The organism is Haloarcula sp. Atlit-7R (assembly GCF_003666065.1).
GTDB lineage: Archaea > Halobacteriota > Halobacteria > Halobacteriales > Haloarculaceae > Haloarcula > Haloarcula taiwanensis.
On the sequence record NZ_QXIK01000003.1, the window covers coordinates 531,263 to 555,559 of the forward strand.

Annotated in this window: 22 protein-coding genes and 1 rRNA gene; 9 read left to right on the plus strand and 14 right to left on the minus strand. The window is 65.1% G+C overall.

Features of this window, described 5'->3' with window-relative positions; translation table 11 throughout:
• Positions 1 to 12 precede the first annotated feature (12 nt).
• The 11 genes from D3D01_RS09995 to D3D01_RS10045 all read right to left on the minus strand — a co-directional run bounded on the left by D3D01_RS09995 (position 13) and on the right by D3D01_RS10045 (position 10,484).
• Positions 13 to 465 (minus strand): peroxiredoxin, encoded by a 453-nt coding sequence (locus tag D3D01_RS09995; protein WP_101348992.1) that lies wholly within the window; start codon positions 463 to 465, stop codon positions 13 to 15.
• 2 nt (positions 466 to 467) lie between these two features.
• Positions 468 to 875 carry an Hsp20/alpha crystallin family protein gene (locus D3D01_RS10000; protein ID WP_101348993.1) on the minus strand — a complete coding sequence of 136 codons (408 nt, stop codon included), beginning with the start codon at positions 873 to 875 and terminating at the stop codon, positions 468 to 470.
• A 62-nt stretch (positions 876 to 937) separates the two neighbouring features.
• Positions 938 to 1,753: a prephenate dehydratase gene (gene pheA / locus D3D01_RS10005; RefSeq protein ID WP_101348994.1), complete on the minus strand. Its 816-nt coding sequence runs from the start codon at positions 1,751 to 1,753 to the stop codon at positions 938 to 940.
• Positions 1,754 to 1,978: 225 nt separating this feature from the next.
• Positions 1,979 to 2,608, minus strand: coding sequence for a hypothetical protein (locus tag D3D01_RS10010; protein WP_101348995.1), 630 nt, complete (start codon positions 2,606 to 2,608; stop codon positions 1,979 to 1,981).
• Positions 2,609 to 2,750: 142 nt separating this feature from the next.
• Positions 2,751 to 4,169: a dihydrolipoyl dehydrogenase gene (gene lpdA / locus D3D01_RS10015; protein ID WP_121512079.1), complete on the minus strand. Its 1,419-nt coding sequence runs from the start codon at positions 4,167 to 4,169 to the stop codon at positions 2,751 to 2,753.
• 39 nt (positions 4,170 to 4,208) lie between these two features.
• A complete protein-coding gene (locus tag D3D01_RS10020) occupies positions 4,209 to 4,517 on the minus strand; it encodes a hypothetical protein (protein WP_121512080.1) in 309 nt (102 codons plus the stop codon).
• A gap of 143 nt (positions 4,518 to 4,660) precedes the next feature.
• Positions 4,661 to 6,301 (minus strand): dihydrolipoamide acetyltransferase family protein, encoded by a 1,641-nt coding sequence (locus D3D01_RS10025; RefSeq protein ID WP_121512081.1) that lies wholly within the window; start codon positions 6,299 to 6,301, stop codon positions 4,661 to 4,663.
• Between the two features lie 3 nt (positions 6,302 to 6,304).
• Positions 6,305 to 7,303, minus strand: a complete 999-nt coding sequence (locus tag D3D01_RS10030; protein ID WP_101348998.1) for an alpha-ketoacid dehydrogenase subunit beta — start codon at positions 7,301 to 7,303, stop codon at positions 6,305 to 6,307.
• Positions 7,300 to 8,406: a pyruvate dehydrogenase (acetyl-transferring) E1 component subunit alpha gene (gene pdhA, locus D3D01_RS10035; RefSeq protein ID WP_121512082.1), complete on the minus strand. Its 1,107-nt coding sequence runs from the start codon at positions 8,404 to 8,406 to the stop codon at positions 7,300 to 7,302. Before pdhA ends, D3D01_RS10030 begins: the two co-directional genes overlap by 4 nt.
• Before the next feature lie 172 nt (positions 8,407 to 8,578).
• Positions 8,579 to 9,637 (minus strand): lipoyl synthase, encoded by a 1,059-nt coding sequence (gene lipA / locus D3D01_RS10040; protein WP_255410431.1) that lies wholly within the window; start codon positions 9,635 to 9,637, stop codon positions 8,579 to 8,581.
• A gap of 13 nt (positions 9,638 to 9,650) precedes the next feature.
• The gene (locus D3D01_RS10045) at positions 9,651 to 10,484 is read right to left on the minus strand and encodes a bifunctional 2-polyprenyl-6-hydroxyphenol methylase/3-demethylubiquinol 3-O-methyltransferase UbiG (RefSeq protein WP_121512084.1); all 834 of its coding nucleotides are present in this window, start codon (positions 10,482 to 10,484) and stop codon (positions 9,651 to 9,653) included.
• Between the two features lie 187 nt (positions 10,485 to 10,671).
• On the opposite strand from D3D01_RS10045, the gene D3D01_RS10050 reads away from it, so the two are divergent.
• Together D3D01_RS10050 and D3D01_RS10055 are read left to right on the plus strand one after the other, a co-directional pair.
• The gene (locus tag D3D01_RS10050; RefSeq protein ID WP_121512109.1) at positions 10,672 to 13,041 is read left to right on the plus strand and encodes a DEAD/DEAH box helicase; all 2,370 of its coding nucleotides are present in this window, start codon (positions 10,672 to 10,674) and stop codon (positions 13,039 to 13,041) included.
• 205 nt (positions 13,042 to 13,246) lie between these two features.
• On the plus strand, positions 13,247 to 13,486 hold the full coding sequence (locus D3D01_RS10055) for a hypothetical protein (protein ID WP_232794503.1): 240 nt from the start codon (positions 13,247 to 13,249) through the stop codon (positions 13,484 to 13,486).
• A gap of 176 nt (positions 13,487 to 13,662) precedes the next feature.
• Here the strand turns inward: D3D01_RS10055 and D3D01_RS10060 are convergent, their stop codons facing one another.
• Positions 13,663 to 14,319, minus strand: coding sequence for an HAD family phosphatase (locus D3D01_RS10060; RefSeq protein ID WP_101349010.1), 657 nt, complete (start codon positions 14,317 to 14,319; stop codon positions 13,663 to 13,665).
• Positions 14,320 to 14,437: 118 nt separating this feature from the next.
• Here D3D01_RS10060 and D3D01_RS10065 point away from each other — a divergent pair, with 118 nt between their 5' ends.
• The 5 genes from D3D01_RS10065 to pheT all read left to right on the plus strand — a co-directional run bounded on the left by D3D01_RS10065 (position 14,438) and on the right by pheT (position 21,565).
• Positions 14,438 to 15,160: an endonuclease NucS domain-containing protein gene (locus D3D01_RS10065; RefSeq protein ID WP_121512085.1), complete on the plus strand. Its 723-nt coding sequence runs from the start codon at positions 14,438 to 14,440 to the stop codon at positions 15,158 to 15,160.
• Between the two features lie 82 nt (positions 15,161 to 15,242).
• Positions 15,243 to 16,253, plus strand: a complete 1,011-nt coding sequence (gene endA / locus D3D01_RS10070) for a tRNA-intron lyase (RefSeq protein ID WP_121512086.1) — start codon at positions 15,243 to 15,245, stop codon at positions 16,251 to 16,253.
• A 130-nt stretch (positions 16,254 to 16,383) separates the two neighbouring features.
• Positions 16,384 to 18,033: a tryptophan--tRNA ligase gene (locus tag D3D01_RS10075; RefSeq protein WP_121512110.1), complete on the plus strand. Its 1,650-nt coding sequence runs from the start codon at positions 16,384 to 16,386 to the stop codon at positions 18,031 to 18,033.
• A gap of 275 nt (positions 18,034 to 18,308) precedes the next feature.
• Complete coding sequence (locus D3D01_RS10080) at positions 18,309 to 19,820, plus strand: phenylalanine--tRNA ligase subunit alpha (protein ID WP_121512087.1); 1,512 nt, start codon at positions 18,309 to 18,311, stop codon at positions 19,818 to 19,820.
• The gene (gene pheT, locus D3D01_RS10085) at positions 19,820 to 21,565 is read left to right on the plus strand and encodes a phenylalanine--tRNA ligase subunit beta (protein ID WP_121512088.1); all 1,746 of its coding nucleotides are present in this window, start codon (positions 19,820 to 19,822) and stop codon (positions 21,563 to 21,565) included. Before D3D01_RS10080 ends, pheT begins: the two co-directional genes overlap by 1 nt.
• A gap of 49 nt (positions 21,566 to 21,614) precedes the next feature.
• Here pheT and D3D01_RS10090 read toward each other — a convergent pair whose 3' ends face one another.
• Both D3D01_RS10090 and D3D01_RS10095 read right to left on the minus strand, forming a co-directional pair.
• On the minus strand, positions 21,615 to 22,667 hold the full coding sequence (locus D3D01_RS10090; protein WP_121512089.1) for a quinone-dependent dihydroorotate dehydrogenase: 1,053 nt from the start codon (positions 22,665 to 22,667) through the stop codon (positions 21,615 to 21,617).
• Between the two features lie 99 nt (positions 22,668 to 22,766).
• The gene (locus D3D01_RS10095) at positions 22,767 to 22,964 is read right to left on the minus strand and encodes a hypothetical protein (protein WP_004516407.1); all 198 of its coding nucleotides are present in this window, start codon (positions 22,962 to 22,964) and stop codon (positions 22,767 to 22,769) included.
• A 248-nt stretch (positions 22,965 to 23,212) separates the two neighbouring features.
• Between D3D01_RS10095 and D3D01_RS10100 the strand changes: the two genes are divergently transcribed.
• Both D3D01_RS10100 and D3D01_RS10105 read left to right on the plus strand, forming a co-directional pair.
• Positions 23,213 to 23,521, plus strand: a complete 309-nt coding sequence (locus D3D01_RS10100; protein WP_004516406.1) for a non-histone chromosomal MC1 family protein — start codon at positions 23,213 to 23,215, stop codon at positions 23,519 to 23,521.
• Between the two features lie 651 nt (positions 23,522 to 24,172).
• Positions 24,173 to 24,297: ribosomal RNA gene (locus D3D01_RS10105) — 16S ribosomal RNA — on the plus strand; the annotation flags it as partial.

Below are 24,297 nucleotides of genomic sequence, written 5' to 3' on the forward strand. Positions count from 1 at the left end.
GCCTGCCGCGGCTTACTCGGCCCTGACAAGCCCGGTATCGACGAGGTCTTCGAAAACGCTCGCCGCGTGCCCGTCGGGGCCGACCCGCTCGTAGACGGCGACGACCTGTTCCCGCGCGATGACGTACGTCGTCCGCTGTGCTCGGCCGTCGACGAGTGGCACGTCGAACGCTTCGGACAGTCGTCCATCGGGGTCCGCCAGCAGGTCGAAACTGATGTCGGTGGCTTCAGCAAAGTCACGGTGGCTCTCGACGCTGTCCGTCGAGACGCCGTACAGCTCGACGCCGGCCTCGATAAACCGCTCCGCGTGCGCCTCGAACTGATTTGCTTCTGTCGTGCAGCCGGGGGTGTTGTCGGCCGGGTAAAAATACAGCACCGTCGGCTCCTCGAAGCCCGGCTGGACCGCGTCGCCGTGCTGGTTCGTCGCTCTAATCGTCGGCACGTCCGTGCCGGGGTCGAGCACCATCGTCAGTTTACCGGGATATCCGTTCCGTCGTCGTCCTCGCTGTGGACGACCTTCGCCAGCCGTACCGTGAGGACGCCGTTGTCGTAGCTCGCAGTGGTCTCCTCGTCGTCGACGGCTTCGGGGAGGTGAACCGACCGGCTCAGCGACTGCTGGCGGCGTTCGCGCTGGACGTACTGGCCGTCGGTCGACTCCCGTTCCTGACTCGACGTGGCGCTGATGGTGAGCTTCCGGTCTTCGACGAGTTGGACCTCAATGTCCGCACTGTCGAAGCCGGGGAGGTCTGCACTGACGACGAAGGCGTCGCCCTCGTCGAGAACGTCGACCGGGACAGCGCCCATGTCGACGCCGAACTGCTCGCCGAGCATATCGAACGCGCGCTCAATCTCACTGAACGGATCGCGATCAGACATACGTGGGGGTACACAGCCCCGGGACTTAACCCTTGAAGCGGGGCTGGTGGATGACTGGTGGCTCAGTTGACGACCGTCTTGGAGTCGTAGGACCCGAGCCGGCGGACCCACCCCTTCTCGGCGATGGCCTCGATGTCGGCGAGGGCATCCTGGGTGCGCTGCTCGTAGAGCCCGGCCGAGATGTCGATGTGGAAGACGTAATCGCCCAGCCGCTCGCCGCTGGGGCGGGACTCGACGCGGGTGAGGTTGATATCGCGGTCGGCGAACGGCTCCAGCAGCTCGAGCAATAGGCCGGGGTAGTCGACGTCGGGATAGACAATGAAGGAACTCTTGCCGCCGGCCTCGCTGCGCTCGCTTTTCGGGGCGACGACGACGAAGCGGGTCGCGTTCGACGATCGGTCCTGAATGTCTTCGGCGAGCACGTTCAGTTCAGTGCCGTTGGTTGCGTTTTCCGGGTGGCCGATAGCGGCGATGTCTGTGTCGTCTCGGGCGCGTTCGACGCCGCGGGCGGTCGACGCGACGGCCTCGACATTGACGCCGGGGTAGTGCTCGTCGAGCCAGCCGCGACACTGGGCAAGCGCCTGTGCGTGGCTGGCCACCAACGAGAAGGAGTCGTCCTGTGCGAGCAGGGCGTGACGGATGGGCGTGATGATTTCCTCGACGACGGCGATGTCGTACTCCGCGAAGGCGTCCAGCGACTCGGTGACGGAGCCTTCGATGCTGTTCTCGACGGGAACGACGCCGCGCTCGGCCTCGCCGCTGGCGACGGCCTCGACGATGGCGGTTACCGACTCGGAGAAGTCAATCTCGTCGTCGGTGACTGCCTGTGCGGCGCGGTGGGAGTAGGTCCCCTCAGGACCCAGAGTAACAGTGGTCATACCCGGGGTACAGCGGTAGGAACCAAAAGAACGGTGGTCATCGGCAAGCGCTGTTCCGCCGCCGTCTCCCGTGGGTCAGGACAACCGCGCCAGTTCCTCGTCAGTGAGATCGATAGCGCTTGCGGCCAGTTCTGTTCGAGGTTGAACACAGCCGTCCGAACGCCTGAAAACAGCCCGCAAGCTCCGCTCGTCACTGCCACCGGTGTCGAACGCCACGTCGAGCGCTCACTCGCCGCCGCGGTGGAACAGGGCGAGGTGAACGAGGAGATACCGCGAGGCGTAAAAGACCGCGACACTGGCGACGAAGGCGAACAGCGAGACGCCCGCGACTGAGACGCCGAACCCGGAGGCGACGAACGGGTTCCGACCCATCGCCGCGATGTACGACGACACCATCTCGCCGCCGCCCAGCCCCACGGCGAACAGGCAAAGCGAGAGCGCGATAGCCAGTCCGCCGGTTCCGAGACCGACGTAGCGGGCGAAGTCCTCGGCGTTGAGCGCCGCGTGTGCCTGTCGCTCGGTCAGCGGGGCGAGCCGAACGCGGTAGAGGACTGACCCGACGAGCAACGTCGCACCGAACACCTGCAAGAATCCGCCGAACAGTCCAAGCAACAGCACCTTCGGCGAAGCAACGGCGGGGTCAACTGCCGGGAGAAACGCCGCGGTGCTGTCCGGATACAGCCCGTAAATCGGCAGTAACAGCGCTAGCGCGCCAAGGAGGGCGCTCTGGAGCGCCAGCGTTCGCGGGACAGTCTGTCTGAGATACGAGTGCCGTTCGTAGCGGAGTCGTTCATACGTCGACCCCGAGATGATCGCTTTGGCGATGGTGTCGTCGGGTTGTGAATCAGTAGACATATCTTACCGGTTCCTATTCACCGACAGTTTACTCAATCCACCATATAACCCTTTTGCACGGTGCAAGATTCAGACTTGCTGTCGGTAAACCGCTCCAGAGTTGTGTTTAAATCACCCTCTGGTGGCCCCGTCCAGAACGGTCTTAGCGCGTATGGACCGCCTCGCCGCGTGCCGCCGCGGCCGCCTCGTGGACCGCTTCGGAGAGCGTCGGGTGCGTGTGGATCGTCCCAGCAATGTCCTCAAGCCGCGCGCCCATTTCGATGCCCAACCCGAGTTCCGCGATGAGTTCCGACGCCTCCGGACCGACAATCTGTGCCCCGAGCAGGAACTCCTCGTCGGCGTCGGCGACGACGCGGACGAAGCCTTCCCTCTCGTTGACGGTGAGTGCACGGCCGTTGGCCCGTATCGGCATCTGTCCGATGACTGGCTCGAAGCCCGCCGCCTCGGCCTCCGCCTCAGTCATACCGACGGTCGCGATTTCAGGGTCGGTAAACACCGCGGCGGGAATCGCCTGATGATCGAACGCGGCCGGTTCGCCGGCGGCGGCTCTCGCAGCAACCTCACCCTCTGCCATTGCCTTGTGAGCGAGCATCGGCTCGCCGGCCACGTCGCCGACTGCGAACACCGACTCGAACGCCGTTCGGCACTGGTCGTCGGTCGGAATGACGCCGTTCTCGTCCGTCTGGAGGTCGATGTTCTCCAGCGCGAGCGTCTCCGTGACCGGCTCGCGGCCGACCGCGACGAGACATTTCTCGGCGTTGTACTCGGTGACCGCGTCGTCTTCGTCGACGGTCTGGACGCGAATGCCCTCCTCTGTCTCGTCCCAGTCGTCGGCCGCCTCGCCGAAATTGAAATCGATCCCCAGCTCCTCGGCGCGGTCGCGGACGACCGCCGCGATATCGTCCTCGTAGCCGGGCAACACGTCATCGAGCATCTCGACGACGGTGACCTCGGCGCCAAGCTTTGCGAACACCGTCGAAAGCTCCATGCCGATGTAGCCCGCGCCGACGACCAGCAGCTTCTCGGGGACCGATTCGAGTGCGAGCGCGTCTTTCGAAGAGAGGATGTGTTCCCCGTCGAACTTGAAGCCCGGGACCGCCATCGGTCGGCTTCCCGTCGCAACGATGGCGTGTTCGAACGACAGCGACTCCGAGCCCTGCCCCTCGCCGCCGTGAGCGACTCGGACCGTCCCGTCGTCGACGAACTCGGCAGTGCCCTCGATCAGATTGACGCCGGCGTTCTTGCACAGCGATTCGACGCCTCGTGTCAGCCGTGTGACGACGCCGTCCTTCCACTCTGTCATCCCGGCCATGTCGACGGCCGGGTCCGCGAACACGCCCATCTCCTCGGCCTGCCGGGCATCGTGGGCGACGTCCGAGGCCGAGATGAGTGCTTTCGAGGGGATACAGCCGTGGTTCAGACAGGTCCCGCCGTAGGCGTCCCGCTCAACGAGCGTCGTGTCCAGTCCCAGTTGTGCGCCCCGGATGGCGGCAACGTAGCCGCCCGGACCGCCGCCGATAACAAGCAGTTCCGTTCCCGTAGTGACATCTCCGACGACCATAGCGGTGCCTCGTCCGGGTCCGTGAAAAGCTATCGCCCTTCACCTTGGTGACGTGTCTCGCCTCCGCCGCCGATACAGGTAGTAGCCGACGACCGGCACCGACACCACAAACGTCGCGAACAGTGTTGTTCCGACAGCGTGGACGATGCCGGCGAGCGCAGACAGCGGTGTCGGGGACCAGTCTCGGTCAGTCTGCCGGAGCTGTCGACTGTAGAAAAAGAGGCCGACCGTGAGAAGCAGGCTGAACAGTACACTCGCCCAACTGGCGAGGACGGTCAGGGCAAACGCGCCGAGAAACGTCCCGAGATTCCCATCACTGACTGACCCCGACGAAACGACCAGCGCCATTCCTAGTCGGGAGAGGGCGGCACAGCCCGGAACCAGCACAAACAGCGCGGCTAATCCGTACCAGATTCATGTGTCTCGCGTGGCGGGCAGCACGAATCGTGTCTGTCCTGTGACCTGTCTGGTTTTCGGTTGCGACCCGGCAGCTACTCCAGCAGGAGTCGCGTTGGGTCCGCCAGATACTCCTTGAGCGTGTTGACGAAGCGCGCCGCGTCGGCCCCGTCGATGACGCGGTGGTCGATTGCCAGCGAGAGTGGGAGCGTGGGTTTCGCGACGACCTCGCCGTCTTCGGCCACCGGCCGCTCTTTCAGCGCTCCGATACCGAGAATCGCCGTCTCGGGGACGTTGATGATCGGGCTGGCGTACTCGCCGCCGATGGCTCCGAAGTTCGTGACGGTGAACGTCCCGCCCTGCATCTCCGACCGCCCGATGTCCCGCTCTCGGGCCCGTCCGACGAGGTCGTTGATCTCGTCTGCGAGTTCGACCAGCCCCTTCCCGTCCACGTCGTCGACGACCGGCACGACCAGTCCGTGGTCGGTCGCTGCCGCCACGCCGATGTTGTGGACGTCTCTGTAGACGATTTCCTCGTTTTCGGTGTCAAGCGCGGTGTTGAGCACCGGGTGCTGGTCCAGCGCCGCGGCGACGCATTTCACCACGAAGGGCGTGTACGTCAGGGTGACATCACGTTCTTCGGCGAGTGGGGCGAGCCGCTCACGGGCCTCGACGAGGCCAGACACGACGACCTGGTCGTGGTGGGTCGCGTGGGGCACCTCTCTCCGGGACCGAGCCATCTGTTCGCCGATGGACCGACGGACGCCACGGTACGGTTCGCGGCGTTCGCCGTCGCCTGTCTCGACGGCCGTCGCGTCGGCCCCAGTGCCGCCCGCCTTGGCTGCCGTCCCTGCCGCGCCACCTTCGGCACTGACAGCTTCGGCATCGGCTGCCTGTGCGGCCCGCTGGGTCTCCGCGTACGTCCGAACGGCCGATTCGTCGACGTAGGGCTGGCCGTCCCGCGTCTGGTCAGTCGGGACGGCGTCGATGTTCACGCCGAGTTCGCGGGCGGCCTTTCTGGTGGCCGGCGTCGCCAGCGTCTGGTCGCGGCTAGCGGCCTCCTGTCCGTCCCCGGAGACACTTCTGACGGCTGACTTGACAGCATCCCCGTCGTCTGTATCGTCCGTATCGTCGACCTGCGAAACTACTGCGGTCGGGCCGTCCCCGTCGTCCGACGCCTTCGAGACAACCGACGTCGGACCGTCGTCACTGCCAGCCGTCTCGCCGGCTGATGCCGTGGCCGCCTCGACATCTCCCTCGGTGACGCGGCCGCCCGGCCCGCTCCCGTCGACGGCCGCGATGTCGACCCCTTTCTCACGGGCGAGCCGGCGCACGCTCGGCGAGGCGAACACGCGACCGTCGGCCGTGGTTGCGTCCGACTGGTCCGGTGCATCGGCCGCTGTGGCTTCGCCCGGACCGCTATCGGCCTGTGCTGTGTCGGCACCCGCCGATTCAGCCTCATCCGTACCCCCAGCCGCCGCGTCAGCCGATTCGCCGTCGCCCGCTTCCTCGATAGTGACGAGCACCTCACCGGTCTGTACCATCCCGCCGACTTCGGCGTGCAGTTCCCGTACGACGCCGTCGACCGGCGACGGAACGTCGACGGCGGCTTTATCGGTTTCTACCTCCGCGAGGACCTGATCCTCGGTGACGGCGTCGCCCGGCGAGACGTGCCAGGTCAGCACCTCACCCTCTGCGACCCCTTCCCCGAGGTCCGGGAGATTGAACTCGAACATGCGTCAGAACTCCACTGCCTCTCTGATACCGTCTTTGATGCGGGCGGGTTCGGGGAGGTAGTAGTCCTCCAGCGCGTACAGCGGGTACGGCACGTCGAAGCCGGTCACCCGGGTCACAGGGGCCTCCTGATACAGCAGGACTTCCTCCTGAATCGTGGCGATGATTTCGCCGGCCAGCCCGCCGGTCTTGGGGGCTTCGTGAACGACGGCCGCTCGCCCGGTCTTCTTGAACGACTCGACGATGGCGTCGGTGTCCATCGGCGACAGCGTTCGCAGGTCGATCACTTCGGCGTCGATGCCCTCCTCGGCCAGTTCTTCGGCAGCTTCGACCGTCGGCCGGGTCATCGCGCCCCAGGTGAACACGGACACGTCGCTTCCCTCACGGCGGGTCTTCGCTTCACCCAACTCAACCGTGTATGGGTCGTCGGGGACCTCCTCGCGGAACGACCGATAGATAAGCTTCGGTTCGAGGAAGATGACAGGGTCCGGGTCCCGGATAGCCGCCGTCAACAGCCCCTTTGTCTCCTTCGGCGTCGACGGGACGACCACCTTCAGCCCCGCCTCGTGAACGTAAAACGCTTCCTTGGATTCGGAGTGGTGTTCCGGCGCGCGGATGCCACCGCCGTAGGGCGCGCGAACGGTGAGCGGGCAGTTGTATCGGCCGCGGCTCCTGTTCCGAAGTCGGGCGGCGTGGCTGACAATCTGGTCGAATGCGGGGTACATGAACCCGGAGAACTGCATCTCCGGCACCGGCCGGAGCCCGTAGGCGGCCATGCCGATGGCCGTCCCGACGATACCGGCCTCTGCGAGCGGCGTGTCGATGACCCGGTCGTCACCGAACTCCTCATGCAGGCCCTGTGTCGCCCGGAAGACGCCGCCGTTCTTCCCGACGTCTTCACCCATTACGACCACGTCTTCGTTCCGTTCCATCTCGCCGTAGAGGCCGTCACGAACGGCCTGTACGAGCGTCAAACTCTGTGTCGCTGCGTCCTGTGTACTCATTCCAGTAGCACCTCGTCGCCGTGTCGCTCGCGCAGTTCTTCGAGGTAGGTTAGCTGCTGTTCGAGTCGCTGTGGCATCTCCGCGTACACGTCCGCGAACATCTCCTCCGGTTTCGGTCGCTCGGTCGCCTCGGCCTCGTCGATGGCTGTGGCCACCTCATCCTGAACCGATTCGTCGATAGCGTCGACCCGTTCGTCGTCAAGCAGGCCCCGGTCCCGGAGGAACGTCTCCATCCGCGGGATAGGGTCTTTCTGCTTCCAGCGTTCGACCTCGCTGTCGTCGCGGTACACTGACGGGTCGTCGGCAGTCGTGTGTGCGCCAAAGCGGTACTGCACCGCCTCGATCATCGTCGGGCGGAGCCCGTCCTCGGGCGGGTCGTGCGCCTTCTCGACGGCCTCCCGAGTCACCTGATACACCGCCAGCGGGTCCATGCCGTCGACCTGCACGCCGTCGAAGCCGTAGGCGTTGGCCTTCTGTGCGAGCGTCTCGCTGGCGGTCTGGCGCTCCCGCGGCACCGAAATCGCCCACTGATTGTTGTTACAGAAAAACACCGCTGGAACGTCGAACACGCCCGCGAAGTTCAGGCCTTCGTGGAAGTCGCCCTCGGAGGTCGCACCGTCCCCGAAGTACACGAGGACAGCGGTATCATCGCCCTTGAGTTTCGATGCCCACGCAGCCCCGGTTGCGTGCGGAATCTGCGTCGCGATTGGGACTGCAAAGGAAAACGCCTGCACGTCCTCCGGCGGCGAATTACCCGACTCAGACCCCATCCAGTACAACAGGTCGTCGGCTAGGGGCCATCCCTTGACGTACATCGCGAGATGTTCTCGGTAGCTCGGGAAGGCCCAGTCGCCGTCTCGCAGCGCGAAGGCGCTGCCGACCTGCGAGGCCTCCTGTCCAGACATCGGGGGGTAGGTTCCCATCCGGCCCTGCCGTTGCAAACTCACCGCCCGCTGGTCGAAGTGCCGGCCGAGTTTGAGATACCGGTACATCTCAACCAGTTCGTCGTCCGAGAGGTCTGGGACGGTTGCGCCGTCGACTACTGTTCCGTCTTCGTCGAGAATCTGTACCCTGTCCGCTGGGTCGCGCTGGAGGACACTCATAGAAACCGCCTCCCTCGAAGTGGCATACGCCGACTGTTCACTCGCACTACGTTTAGAGCTTTCGCGGCGCTGAAAAATATATCCGACGTGGGTATTACTGGCTATATGGGCGATTCAGATGTTCTAAGGCATCTTTAATTCTGGAAAATTTATCACCGATAACTCGGATGTATCAGTTGTTCGCACGAATGTCCGTCCGCGCATCGTCGGCACTTTGCCCCTCGCGCAGGACGCTCTCGACGAACAGTTCGCCCGCCCGGTACGACGAGCGAACCATCGGTCCCGAGGCGCAGTACAGGAAGTCGAACTCCTCCTCGGCGACCCGCCGCCAGGTGTCGAAGGCGTCCGGGTGGACGTACTCCGAGACTTCGAGGTGCGAGCGGGAGGGCTGGAGGTACTGGCCGAACGTCACCACGTCGACGCCGGCCTGCCGGAGGTCCGACAGCGTCTGGTACACCTCGTGGGCGTACTCGCCGACGCCAAGCATCAGGCTGGTCTTCGTGTACACGTCGCTCTCTCGGTCGACCTGCCGGAGCACCGAGAGGGACTGCTCGTAGCCCGCCCGACGGTCCCGGACCGGCCACTGGAGGCGGTCGACCGTCTCGATGTTGTGGGCGATGACGTCCGGGTCGGCGTCTATAATCTTCCGTACGAGGTCCGGCTCACCCTGAAAATCGGGGATGAGACACTCGACGAGGATTGACGGGTCACGCTCTTTGATGGCCCGGATCGTCTCGGCGAAGTGGCCCGCGCCCTGGTCGGGCAAGTCGTCGCGGTCGACACTCGTCAGTACTACGTAGTCCAGCCCGATATCCGCGACAGCGTCGGCCACCTGTTGTGGCTCGTCAGGGTCCAACGGCTCCATCCCGCCCGTCTCCACGTCACAGAAGTTACAGCCCCGCGAACAGCGGTCGCCCATCAGCATGAACGTGGCTGTCCCCGGTCCGTCGCGCCCGCTCCAGCACTCCCCGAGGTTGGGGCAGTTAGCCTCCTCACAGACCGTGTTGAGGTTTCGATCCCGGAGCGTCTGCTTGATATCGGTGAACCGCTCGCCCGACGGTGGCCGAATCTTCAGCCAGTCAGGCTTGCGCGAACGACTCATTATCCGGAGTTCGGTTCGCCCGGTGAAAAACGTGCGGGGCTCACGCGGTCTCCCGTATAGCGTGTGAACGACAATCGACTGGTCCGGAGACCGGATCGAAACGGTGGCCGGCGGCGTACTCCCGAGCACTCACTTTGCTGATTCACGCCCGGCAGACAGCAAGCATGTGTGCGGACATGTCTGCGACAGTCCGGTCTGTCCGAAGTTCGTCGACGAGCGCCCGGACACCGGCCCGCTCGCGCGCTGACAGCTCGTCAGCGGTTCCCCGGAGTGGGGCGGCGGCAAGTACTGACGCCAGCCCTTCCAGTCCGACCAGCGTCTCGACGGTTGCTCCGCCCGCCTCTAACAGCGCCTCGAACTCGTCGGCACGGAAAAAATGGGTCTCGGTGAACGCTGCGTCGTGACCGAGCTGTGCCACGAACGGACGGTCGTAATCGCCCGTTCCGGCCAGTTCGGCCGCACGGACGAGGTGGTCTGACCCGCCGACCAGGGAGAGCACCAGCCAATTGAGCCGACCCATAACGGATGCAAAAACTGGACACGCAGCCTTTGTCACCCGCATAAGCTCCTGCACGGCAGCCACGCGTCCGTCGGCGTCGAGCGCGTGCGAGAGCGGCCCACCCAGACACAGCGTCGCGTCGAATGCGTCCCGGTCGAACCCGAGGCCGCGTACGTCCCCCGCCCTGACGGTCACCCGCTCCTCGTGCCCGTGCTCGGCGATCTTCTTCTGTGCGAGAGCCCGCTGGCCCTCGCTGGGGTCGACGAGCGTGACATCGTACCCTTGTTCGGCCAGCCAGACGGCGTACCGACCAGCGCCGCCGCCCACGTCGAGGACGCGTCCCGTGTCGGGGAGGTTCGCTTCGAGCTGTTCGACGGTCCCCGTCCACTCTAACTGCCCGTGTAGCGTGGCCGCCAGACGGTCCCACTCGCTCTCGTCGTTCTCGTCGTAGTAGTCTTCGGGGTCGCTGAGGGGCACGCTTGCGCACTGTCAGCCGGCCGGGTTAATCTTTGGGCAGGCGTGTGGGGCGCTCACAGCGGGCAGCTACGCAATGGCTCCGGAACTATGTCTTCATCTCCCACACTTCGGTTCCCCCATAGAAACGCCTTTGCCGTCGCGGAACTGCGACTGTGACGTGCCATCCCGAACCGACAGCGAGCCGACTGTGGCGGTCGCGGAGGTGCTCCCCGAGTTTGCCGAGGCCTTCCCCTTCGAGGAGTTCAACCGGATGCAGTCGGCGGCCCTGCCGGCCCTGCTGAACCGCGACGACAACGTCGTCGTCAGCGCGCCGACGGCCAGCGGGAAGACCGCGCTGGCGGAACTGGCCATCTGCAAGACCCTCGCCGAGGACGGGACCGCGCTCTTTCTCGCGCCGTTGCGTGCGCTCACCAACGAGAAAGAGAGCGAGTGGGAACGGTTCGAGGACCTGGGCTACTCCGTCTACGTCGTCACCGGCGAGCGTGACCTGAACCCTCGCCGCGCCGAGCGGGCCGACATCCTCGTGATGACGCCGGAGAAAGCCGACTCGGCCACCCGGAAACACGAGACCAGCCGCTACTCCTTTATTACTGACGTGGACTGCTGTGTCATCGACGAGGTCCACCTGCTGGACTCGGACCGTCGCGGGGCGGTGCTCGAAGTCACCGTCTCGCGCCTGCGCCGGCTCTGTGACCCGCGTGTCGTGGCGCTGTCGGCGACGATGCCGAACATCGACGACGTGGCTGACTGGCTGGACGCTCCCGACGAGACCACCTTCGCCTTCGGTGAAAAGTACCGCCCGGTCCCACTCAACGCTGACGTGAAGACGTATTCCCACGGCGAGAACGCCTTCGCCGACAAGTACCGCCGGCTCTACCGGGCGCTGGACCTCGCCGAGCCACACATCCGCGAGGAGGGTCAGGCGCTCGTGTTCGTCTCCTCGCGGCAGGATACCGTCCAGGCCGCGAAGAAGGCCCGCGACGAAATTGTCGAGCGAGATATTCCGATGGGCGCACGCGGAGACTACGACTTCCACAACGACGCCGCGGACCTCTCGAACGACACGCTCCGCCAGTCCGTGCTCGACGGCGTCGGCTTCCACCACGCCGGCCTCGCGCGCGAGGACAAGAACCGCGTTGAGCAGTGGTTCAAGGAGGGCAAGATACAACTGCTCTTCTCGACCTCGACGCTGGCCTGGGGCGTGAACCTCCCCGCCCGCTGTGTCGTCATCCGCGACACCAAACTCCACGACCCGCTGGAGGGCGAGGTCGACATGAGCCCGCTCGACGTACTCCAGATGCTCGGCCGCGCGGGTCGGCCCGGCTACGACGACATGGGCTACGCCTGGGTCGTCTGCGACCGTTCGGACGCCGACAAGTACCGCCGCCTGCTCCGTGACGGCAAGGAGATCGAGTCCCGGCTGGCGGCCGAACTCGACGCCCACCTGAACGCCGAAATCGCGCTCGGCACCATCGACGACGTGGACGACGTAATGGAGTGGCTCGGGACCACGTTTTACTACGCCCGCTCGCAGTCGGCCCCCGACGAATATGACGCCGGCAGCGATCTCCGAAACCGGGTCAGCGATACGCTCTCGGCGCTTGTCGACGAGGGCTTCGTCGAGCAGGACGGCCTCAACGTCGAGCCGACGCGACTCGGCCAGCTCGCCTCGAAGTTCTACCTCCGGCTGTCGACCGCACGCCGGTTCGCGGACGTTGCCGAACGGTGTCAGGACGCCGCGGACCCGGATTCCGCTGTCTCTGTTGACGCGGACGACCTGCTGACCGCGGTGGCCGGCGCGACGGAGTTCGACAGCGTCAGCGCCCGCTCCGACGAGGAGGACGCTGTCCACGCGGTGCTGGGAGACAGCGTCGACGACAGCCTCGATGCCGGCCAGCGGAAGGTGCTGGCCATCCTCCGGTCGGGCATGACCGGGACGACGCCGACCGAACTCAAAAGCGACGCGTGGGTCATCCGCCAGAACGCCCTGCGCCTGCTCGCGGCGATGCGGGAGTTCGTCGACACGCTCGGGCCGGCTCGCTACGCGAACCTGGCCTGCCGGGTCGAGGCCCGCGTCGAACACGGCATCAGTGCCGACGCGGTGGGGCTGACCGCCATCGACGGCGTCGGCAGCGGTCGCGCGGGCAAGCTCGCCGCCGCGGGCCTGTCCTCGCCCGCCGAGGTGGTCGAAGCCGGCGAAGACGGCCTCGTCCGTGCCGGACTCTCCGAAGGCGTCGCCGAGCAAGTGCTGGCCAACGCCCGGGACCTCCCTGTTGTCTCCATCGACTGGGGTGAGTTCCCCGAGACCATCGCGCCCGGTGACAACGATATGCGGGAGGTGACGGTGAAAAACACTGGTGGCAGTGCCCGTGCGGGCCTGCGGGTCACTGTCAACGGGCGTGAGATGACCGCCAAACCGTCGTATCTCGGTGAAGCGACGCTTCCGGTGGCCGTCTTCGGCGCGGACGCGGACGAACTCACGTTCACCGTCGAGGTGGCGTTCCCCGCGTTGCCGCTCCCGACGATCACCGAAACCCGGTCAGTTCTCGTTCGGTAATTGCCGTTTCGACTACTGCTATGAAACTTGCTTAGAAGGGCCGATAAAATTTATAAATACCTCTCAAAGCGTTACAGTGCTCTGTGAAACATCGCTGAAAGGTGCTGAAATCCGGTTAACATTCCGAAAAGAGCACGAATTCTCCCCAAGGGTCTGGCGTTTATATTGGGGTATGGGTTCATACGAAGAACTGAGGAAGCCCACAATGTCCAGTGCATCGCCCTTCCGTTCCCCGATGGAAGCCGCCCCCAGTAGCGTCGCCCTCCGATCACTCGTTCGTCCCCTGCAATTCATCGCGTTCTGGCTGGCTATCGTTACGCCACTGGCATATCCGCCGCTACTGCTGGGCGGACTGGACAGTCAGAGCTTCCTCATCTTCGTGGGTGTCGTTGCCCTCAACATCTTCGGCCTCCTCGCGGGCCGCGGATACGGTGACCCCGCCTGACCTGGCCGGGTCTTTCCCCCCACACTGGCATTTCCTGCACGCCGTTCTGTGGCTCTTGAACTTCTGCGTACCGTACTAAAGTATTGCCTCTCGGTTTCTGGCTCAACTCTGTACCGGAGCGCCATACCGCTGCTTCTGCGTCTGTCATCTCTCACCTCCGCACAGACTCGCGGGCGTTACACACCGGTTAAAAGTACCTGTCGCAGCGACGCGGCATCGTCTGCGGTCTCGTGGACCATCGAGAGGTCCGTCTCGTCGCCGTCGCCGCGGAACCCGACGGTCGTCATTCCGGCGGCGACGGCGGCGCGTGCGCCCGCGGTGGAGTCCTCGACGGCCCAGCAGTCCTCGGGCGCAACGCCCAGTTCTGCCGCGCCCTGCTCGTAGATGTCTGGCTCCGGCTTTCCGGGGCCGTCGATGTCATTTGCACTGATGGCGACATCGAACTTCGAGAGGAGGTCGAAGCGTTCGTCGGCCACGTCGATCCAGGCCCATGGTGCGGAGGTCGTCAGCGCCAGTGCCACGCCGGCGTCCCGCAGGTCGTCGAGCAGTTCGTGTGCCCCGTCGAGGACGGTCGCTTTTTCGCCGTAAATCCGCTCGCCGTGCTCCTCGAACAGTCTCTCGAAGCCCTCGCGGCTGATTTCGAGGTCGTACTCGGCGTTCAGGTCCGGATACACCTCTCGGTAGTTCCGCCCGGTAATCGCGGACACCGGGATGTCGTCGTTCGGTGCGGTCGTCGGAAGGATATCCTCGCGCTGGGCACGGACCCAGTGGTCTTCAGACTGGACGAGGACGCCGTCCATATCGAAACAGACCGCAGCAGGCGGTTCACTCATTGCCTTGCTGTCACTCGGCGACGGCTTTGGCTGTTGTGACTCCGGCAGCGACGACCGCGCTGTGAAACCCCGTCCACCGCCTGAGGATTTAAATACCGAAACCCGGCCAGCCCAGTCCATGCACGACGGAACCCGTGTGATTGCTGGTGAATGTACGACCGTTTTCGAGGGCGCGCGCGAGCGAGAGCAGCGCGGTGATGTCCTCGTCGTCGTTAAACCGGACAACACTGTTCTGGTTCACGATGCCGAAGGATATCAGCCGGTCGCGTGGCTCACGCGCGCTGAAAGCGTCACCATCGACAACGGAGCGGTGACCGCCCGCGACGGCGACGAACTCCTCCGGGTGGTCACTCACGAGGAACACGGCAGTGGCCGCTATCCGGCCTCGAACGCCGGCGTTCCGGTGCGCGACTGTCCCGACTGCGGCGGGACGCTGGTTTGCACCCGTAGCGAGGTTACCTGTACCGGCTGTGACGCCGCCTATGGGATTCCGAGCGATGCCGCGGTCACTGGCGGTCGGTGTGACGACTGCGGACTCCCGACGCTTCGAGTGGAACGTGGGCGGGCGTTTGAACTGTGTCTTGACCGGGAGTGTGACTCACTAGACGACGCCGTTATTGCGGCCTTTGACCGCAAGTGGAGCTGTCCTCACTGTGACGGCGACCTGCTGATTCTCCGCCGTGGTGGCCTGCTCGCCGGCTGTGAACACTACCCCGACTGTGACACCGGCTTCTCGATGCCGTCCGGCGTCGTCGTCGGTAACTGTGACTGCGGCCTGCCGCTGTTCGAAACCGCTGGCGGCACGCGATGTCTGGACAGTTCTTGCGCAGAACGGGAGTGAGCACTGACCCTCCGCATCCGCCCAACTCCGCTACCGGTTCGGACCCGCAGGGGCTTTGTCGTCGCGGGAGCCACGTCAGAGCATGGGACTAACGCTCGACGGTGATGTTGTCCGGGCCGGCTACGAGGCCCGCGAGCGGTTCTACGACTCGCGTGGCTACGGGAAGGTCCGCAACGGGGACCTCGACCTGGCCCCGGTGGAGGCCGCACACCTCCTTTACCGCGGAGATATCGAGAGCATCGACGGCATGGACTTCCGGGCGTTCCTCGGGTCGACGGCCGTTTCCGAGGTCGACTTCGCTGTCTACAAAGACCTCCGTGACCGCGGCTTCTACCTCACGCCGGCCCGCGAAGGGTGGGTCGACGACGCGTCGGGGGCAGACTTCGTGGTCTACCCGCGCGGGAACGGGCCATGGGACACCGGAGTGGCGTACCGCGTCAGGGTCGTCGGCGAGCGTGATACCGCCGCCGCCACGGCCTTGGGCGACTGCGTGCTGGCGGTCGTCGACGAGGAGAGCGAGGTCACCTACCTCGACACCGACCGGCGCGACGTTGAGGGAACCAGCGACGCTGTCGTCCCGGCAACGGAGGGGGAACTGCTCGGAGAGCGCGTGGTGTGCTGGGAGCCGCCGGCGGAGCTGTACGAGCAGGCCTTCTACGGCCAGCGGCTCGGTGACGACGGCGCAGTGCAGCTCTCCCTCGTTGAAGCCGCGTATCTCGCACAGGCGGGACTGCTCACAGTCGATGGCGGGGCTGACGCTGTCGTCGAGCGCGGCCGCGAGGTCGAGGGCGACCGCTTCGACCGCCGGCTAGCTGTCTATACGGCCCTGCGAGCGAGCGGCATCGCGCCGAAGACCGGCTTCAAGTTCGGCGCTGACTTCCGGACCTACGCCGATGTCGAAAGTGCGGCGAACCTCGGGCACTCGGAGCTACTGGTTCGCGTGCTGCCGGCCGACCACCGGTTCGAGCCGAGGGACCTCGCGCTGGACGTGCGCCTCGCTCACGGCGTCCGGAAGACGATGGTATTCGCACTCACAACGGACGGCGGTGATGTCGATATCGAGTGGATAGCTGTCGAACGACTGACGCCCTGAGCCGCCCGGGCATCGGGGTCGGCCAGTGGGTATCTGCCCGTCGGTCCCTCGGCGCACCGAAACGAACCCTTTTTGCGCCGACCGGGACCAAAACACCTGTAACGTGGCTCACCGCGAGCCGACCACAGCTATGACAACGGACGACTCCCACCACGACGACGCATCGCCCGACGAGGACCGCCGCCAGTCGGGCGCAGCGTGGCGGGAGCCTGACGCCCCCTCCGGTGACGACCCGGTGCTGCCGGACGGCGGCACCGAGGCCGAGGGGGCCGACGAGGCGACGCTTGACCCGTGGGGCTCCTCGACCATCGCCGACTACCGCAAACTGTTCGAGCAGTTCGGCATCGAGGAGTTCGACGAGGTGCTCCCCGAAGTCCCCAATCCCCACTACCTGATGCGGCGGGGCGTCATCTTCGGCCACCGGGACTACCGACCGGTCGCCGAAGCCATGCGCAACGACGACCCCTTCGCCGCGCTGTCGGGGTTCATGCCGACCGGCGACCCACACATCGGCCACAAGCTCGTCTTTGACGAGATTATCTGGCACCAACAGCAGGGCGGGGACGCGCACGCGCTCATCGCGGACCTCGAAGCCCACAGCGCCCGTGGGCTCTCGTGGGACGAAATCGACGAGCACGCGACGGACTACGTCCTCTCGCTGCTCGCGCTGGGATTCGACCCTGACGAGGGGACGCTGTACCGTCAGTCCAACAACCGCGAAGTGCAGGACCTTGCGTTCGAACTCGGGGCTGAGGCGAACTTCTCGGAGCTGCAGGCCATCTACGACTTCGATGGCGAGACCGACATCTCACACATGCAGTCGGTCGTCACGCAGATGGCCGACATCCTCTATCCGCAACTGGACGAGCCCAAGCCGACGGTCATTCCCGTCGGCCCGGACCAGGACCCCCATATGCGGTTGGCCCGAGATCTCGCCGCGCGGATGCGGTATTTCGGCGTGACAGAAGCGTTTGCCAGCTTCGAGGCCGACGGAGTCGAACGGACACTGCTCCGACAGGCCTACGACGCCCGCGAGGACTACGCCGAGGATGCCGACCGACCGCGGTGTGGCGAGGCCGCCGACTGGCTGCGCGACCACCAGCCAGCACCCGCTGACGCCCGCGAGTCCGTCGTCTCGAAACTCGACGAGGCCGGGAAGGAACCACTCCGACCGCGGATCCGGTTCCTCGACCGCAACGCTACCGACGTAGCCTTCGAGGCCCTCATCGAAGCTATCGACGGCGAGAAGCGAGTGTACGACGAGCACATCGACACGTTCGACCTGGACCACGTCGAGGCGGAGGAACTCGCTCGGCAGGTCGAACTCGACAACGGGGGCTACGGCTTCCAGCCGCCATCCTCGATCTACCACCGGTTCATGACCGGACTCACTGGCGGGAAAATGTCCTCGTCGATTCCGGCCTCCCATATCTCGCTACTGGACGACCCGGAGGACGGCTACGACAAGGTAAAATCCGCGACGACCGGCGGCCGCTCTACTGCAGAGGAACAGCGCGAGAAGGGTGGGAAGGTCGATGAGTGCCCCGTCTACGAGCTGTATGCCTACCTGCTGTCGGGCGACGACGACGAGTTCGCCAAGGAGGTGTACGACGAGTGCGTCGGCGGCGAACGGCTCTGTGGCGGCTGCAAGGAACAGGCCGCCGAACTGATGTCCGAGTTCCTCGAAGACCACCAGGAGAAACGCGCAGAGTGGGAAGACAGGCTCGACGAACTCGACATCGACCTCGACTCCGACCGAAAGCGCTCGGGCGCGGACTGAGCGCCCGGTCGCGTCGCCGGGTTCGTGTCGGGACGGCCACACGCGCAACGTTTTTGCCCGACAGCCACAATCGCTGAGACATGGCACCCGAATCCCACCGTGCCGGTGTCGCGCGCCAGCCATCCGACAGACAGGGGTTCGGCTTCTTTTATACTGCCTGACCGCGTGTGGACTCTGACGGCGCTGAGAGGCGTGGTCGGACGAAACCGTGAGCAGGAAGTAAGAACCGTTAACTGAGCGACCCGCGGTTATCCCCACAAGACCGAGACACCCGTATGAAACGACCACAGGCACAGGTGGCCGTCCTGCAGGCCGCCGACGCACAGGAGGACAGGCGCACCGACGCGGTAGCCGAGGACGCGGGCCTCAAGCCCGAAGCGGCCACCAGAGCGGCGTTCGAACTGGAAGCCGACGGCCTCGTCGCCGTCGACGAGGAGACGCTGGAACACTACGAACTCACCGAGGAGGGCGAGGCGTACGTCCGCGAGAGCCTGCCCGAACAGGACCTCTATGAGGCCGCTATCGATGCCGGTGCGGCCGACGGCCCAGTCCAGATGGGGCAGGTCATCGGCGCGTCCGGTCTCGAAGGCGGCGCGGTCGACATCGCGCTCTCGAACTACGCCCGCAAGGCCTACGGCGACATCGACAGCGGCGAAATCACGGCCAACCAAGATGCCGACCCCGGGTCCGACCCCGAGATGCTGGCACTGGAGGCCGTCGCAGACGGGCGTGTCGAGGACGCCGATGCGGACGCGCTCGACCAACTGGAACGGCGCGGCCTCGTCGACGTGCGTGAGGAGACCGTTCGGTCGGTCCGGCTCACCGACGACGGTGTCACCGCGCTGATGGAGGGCGTCGAAGCCGCAGAGACCGTCGACCAGCTCACCCCCGAGATGCTGACGAGCGGCGAGTGGGAAGACGTGGCGTTCACCGAGTACAACGTCGAGGCCGACGCCGAGGACGTGAGCCACGGCAAGGAGCACATCCTCCGCCAGACCGCCAACCGCGTGAAGGACACGCTCGTCGGGATGGGCTTCCAGGAGATGGAAGGCCCCCACGCCGACGCCCAGTTCTGGATAAACGACTGCCTGTTCATGCCACAGGATCACCCGGCCCGGACCCACTGGGACCAGTTCGCGCTGGAACGGCCCGTCGAGATTCGGGACCTGCCCGACGACCTCGTCGAGCGGGTCCGGTCGGCCCACCGGGAGGGCGTCGGCCCCGACGGCGAGGGGTATCACTCGCCCTGGACCGAGGACATCGCCCGCGGGATGGACCTCCGGGGCCACACCACCTCGCTGTCGATGCGCTACCTCTCGGGCCACCAGGTCGGTGACCTCGAACCGCCCGAGCGTTACTTCAGCGTCGAGAAGGTGTACCGCAACGATACGCTCGACCCGACCCACCTGCTGGAGTTCTTCCAGATTGAGGGGTGGGTGATGGCTGAAGACCTCTCCGTGCGGGACCTGATGGGGACGTTCACGGAGTTCTACGAGCAGTTCGGCATCACCGACCTGGAGTTCAAGCCCCACTACAACCCCTACACGGAGCCGAGTTTCGAACTGTTCGGGACCCACCCCGAGACCGGTGAGGTCGTCGAGGTCGGCAACTCCGGAATCTTCCGCGACGAGGTGCTCACGCCGCTTGGCGTCGACTGCGACGTGATGGCGTGGGGTCTCTCGCTCGAACGACTACTCATGCTCATGTACGGCTTCGAGGACATCCGCGACGTGCACGGGACGCTGTGTGATCTTGAACTGCTGCGGGAGACGGAGGTGATGCGCTGATGCCCGTCGTCGACGTCGACCCCGACGAACTGCGGTATCTGACCGGTCACGACGAGAAAGACGACGACGAACTCAAATCGGACCTGTTCGACCTCGGCCTGGAGTTCGAGGGCTGGACCGAGGACGACGAGTTCCAACTGGAGTTTGCTCCCGACAGACTCGACCGCCTCTCCGTTGAGGGCGTCGCCCGCTCGCTGCGCTACCACTACGGCGACGACCGCGGGGTGGACATCCCCAACACGAACAGCGCCGACTGGACCATCGAGGTCGAGGACCAGCCAGACGAGCGCCCGTACGTCACCGGCGCTATCGTCCGCGGGCTGGACATGGATGAGGCAGCGCTGGAGTCGCTCATCCAACTGCAGGAGAAGCTCCACGCGACGATGGGTCGCAAGCGGGCGAAGGGTGCGATTGGGGTCCACGACCTCACGATGTTGAAAGGCGACTCGGTCACCGACGAGACTGGCAAGTCCATCACATACACCAGCGCGGACCCCGACGAGGCGACGTTCGTACCGCTTGACGCCGACGCGGAGATGACCCCCAGCGAGGTCATGGCGTCCCACGAGACCGGCCAGACCTACGGCGACCTCGTCGCCGACTTCGACCGCGTGCCGGCCATCTACGACGCCATCGGCCTGTTCTCGTTCCCGCCGGTTATCAACGGCCGCCGGACCGAGGTCAGCGTCGACTCCCGGGACCTGTTCATCGAGATGACCGGGACCGACCAGTGGACCATCGACCACATGTGCAACATCGTCTGCTACGCCCTCGCCGCCCGCGGCGGCCAGGTCGAGAAGGTCGACGTGTCCTACGCCGACGACGCGCCCGGCGAGTACGCCGGCAAGACGCTGGAACGGCCGGACCTCTCGGTGCGGACGAAGACGGTGACCCACGACCGCATCGAGTCCATCCTCGGCGTCTCGCTCGACAGCCGCGAGATCATCGACTACGCCGAGCGGGCCGGCCTCGACGCGACCGAGACTGAATCCGACGACGGCGTGGCCTACGAGGTGGAGATTCCGCCCTACCGCGTCGACGTCATCCATCCGCTGGACATCATCGACGACATCGGCCGGGCGCTCGGGTTCAACAGCCTCGAACCGACGTATCCCGACGTGTCGACTGTCGGCGGTCGCCACGACCGGTCCAGACTGGAGGACGCCGCCCGCGACGCCCTGGTCGGCCTCGGCTTCGAGGACCTGCTGAACTTCCACATGACCAACGAGGCTGAGAACTTCGAGCGGATGAACCTCCCGATGCCCGACGACGGCGACGCCGACACCGTCGGCCTGGCCGACCCGGTCACCATTCAGGAGCCCTACAGCGAGGACTACACTATCCTCCGGACGTGGGCGCTCCCCTCCATCATGATGGTCCTGGAGAACAACACCCACCGGAGCTATCCGCAGGACCTCGCCGAAATCGGGCTGGCCGCCGGCCTCGACGACTCGGAGAACACTGGCGTCGCCGAACACCGCACCGTCGCCGCCGCGCTCGCGCGCACGGACGCCTCCTATGAGGACGCGAAGGCCCGCCTGCAGGCGCTGGCCGACGCCTTCGACAAGGACCTCGAAACGCCCCCGACCGCGCATCCGTCGTTCATCGGCGGCCGCGCCGCCGAGGTCGTCCTCGACGGGGAGTCGGTTGGCGTCGTCGGCGAAATCCACCCGAAGGTGCTTGTCGAGCACGACTTGGAACTGCCGGTGGCGGCGTTCGAGTTCCGACTGGACGCGCTGGAATAGCGGCCAGCCGTCGGTCTATCGCTGTTCAAAAAGGCCAGCAAGCCCCAAGCTACAGGTCCGCGCCGACGGCGTCCTTAACCGAGTCGAAGCCGTCCTCCGCGAGCAGTTCGAGCAGGCCCTCGTTGATTTCGCGGGCGATGGACGGGCCGCGGTAGACCAGGCCGGTGTACAGCTGGACGAGCGAGGCCCCGGCGCGAATCTTCCGGTACGCGCCTTCCGCCGTCGAGACGCCGCCGACGCCGACGACGGGTACGTCGACGCGCTCGGCGACGAACCGAACCATCTCGGTCGCTCGGTTCTCGATTGGCTTGCCTGAGAGGCCGCCAGTCTCGACGGCGTTGGGCGAGCGCAGGCTCGCGGGCCGCTCCGTCGTCGTGTTGGTCGCGACGACGCCGTCCAGGTCGAGTTCGGTCACCAGGTCCAGCGCGTCTTCGACTGCCGGTTCGGGGAGGTCCGGCGAGAGCTTCACGAGCAGCGGGGCCGCACCCGCATCCCGGAGTTCGCCGAGGATGGCTTCCATCGCGTCGCGGTTCTGGAGCTCTTCGAACCCCTCCGAGTTGGGACAGGAGACGTTGACGACGAAGAAGTCTCCCCCCTCGGCGACGTGTTCGTACGTGGTGCGGTAGTCGTCCGGGGCCTCCTCGGTTCCGACGTGTTCCGTCTTGGCAATGTTGACGCCGACCGGGAACGGCGCGTCGACGTGTTTCAGCCGCTCGCCGACGACGACAGCGCCGTCGTTGTTCAGGCCCATCCGATTGATGATCGCCTCGTCCTCCCTGAGCCGGAACATCCGCGGGCGGGTGTTGCCGGCCTGTGGCTCGGCTGTGACGCCGCCGACCTCCGCGAAACCGAAGCCGAGTGAGGCCACCGCTCCGGGGATGGTTGCATTCTTGTCGAAGCCAGCGGCGACTCCGACGGGGTTGTCGAACGTGTAGCCGAACGCCTCCACTGCAAGTCTGTCGTCAGTGACGGTGTAGCGGTCGGCCATCGCGTCGGCGACTCGGGTTCCGTCGACCGCCTCTAACAGCCGGTGGACGCTCCGGTTGGCGGTTTCTGCTGGCAGCGAAAACAGGAGTGGTCTGGCGATATCGTAGGGTCTCATTGTGTTGGTGTTCGGGTTACCTCGAAGAACGTCGTTGCATGTCCGGTATCGGGCATCGGCCCAATGGCCCGGTGGCACTGTGTCACCGTCGATGGTGCCTCAAAAGTCGTGTTCGACCTCTTCCGGGTCGGCTTTCTGGATAATAATCTTGTTATCGCGGACGCGAACGAACACCTCGTCGCCGATCTCCATCCCGGCGACAGCTAGCTCGTCTTCGTGAATGTTGATATGTACGTTGTGGTACTCGCCGTCCTCATCTTTGGCGCCACTCGGGCTGAGCTTCTTCTTTCGCACCATCGCGCTATCCTACTCCGCACTTCACCGCAGGATACACTTAAGTCTACCGTGCCGCCGGCCGCTGGCTGGTGGTTTCGTAGGCGCGCGTGACGATTTCGACCCGAATATCCGGGCTGAAACGGCCGGTCTTGGCGTTCAAAAGGGCGTGTGACCGTGCGAGCGTATATAAATACCCCCCGAGGGAGGCGGGATTGGGGGGTATATTTATGTTCTGCCATGTGCTGAATTGGCATGGAGCGGTGAAATCCATGGCACCCGACAGTGACAAGCGCAACTTCGCACTGCGCGAAGACGGTGACGAATCGAGCGTCTTCTCGGGCGGAACGCCTCGGCAGGCTGCACTGAAGGCAGCACGTCGACTCGAACCGGCTGACGGTGAAGATCAGGCTGATCCTGAGGAGATACGACTACGGGAGAAGGGGACCCACAAAGTCCACATCTATGAGGCGTGGGCATGGGTTGAGGAGGCTCCTGACGACAAACCCGACTGGATGCCCGGCGATATCACGAAAGGGAACGTCTCGAAGCAGGGCGTCGAACACCTAGACGAGATCTAGGTCGCGATTCGACGTTTTCGGTGGCGACATCACAGTGGCTACACCCGCGTGTGCGCGCGAGCGAAAACTACGATCCAGCAGTCCGTCGACCCCGAGGCCCGTACGGTCCGTCTATACACGTGTGGGACACTCACACCCGTGTAATTCCGTCTCGCAGTCGACTTCCTTCGACGGGGTTAAGTGTGGCTCACCCATCGGAATGAAATGCGAACGCGGTCAGGGGCGATGGCCCCGAACGAACGAACTCGTTCCGACGCCCTTAAGTGTAACAGGGCACTCGGAATGAACGCGAAAGTCGCTCGCGTCGTGCGGTTCGACGCGAGCCCGTTCCGATGCCCTTAAGTGTAACAGGGCACTCGGAATGAACGCGAACGACGTTCGGTCGGGGACATCGAATCCCTGCCGACACGGACCAGGCGGGGCCGACCCGCCAACGAAACTCGAAGCCTTTATGGTGGCTTCGAGACAACAATCAGGTCCGAAGAAATGAGGATTCCACCCCTGCGGTCCGCCGTCAAGATGGAATCTGATGTTAGCCCTGATAGTTCGGTGACACTCGGTCGACGGGTGTCCTCGAACACCCTTCGATAGCGACCACACCCATTATCTGGGTGTGATCCCGCCTAACCCCCCGGCATCGTGCCGGGATACATTCCGGTTGATCCTGCCGGAGGCCATTGCTATCGGAGTCCGATTTAGCCATGCTAGTCGCACGAGTTCAGACTCGTGGCATATAGCTCAGTAACACGTGGCCAAACTACCCTACAGACCGCGAT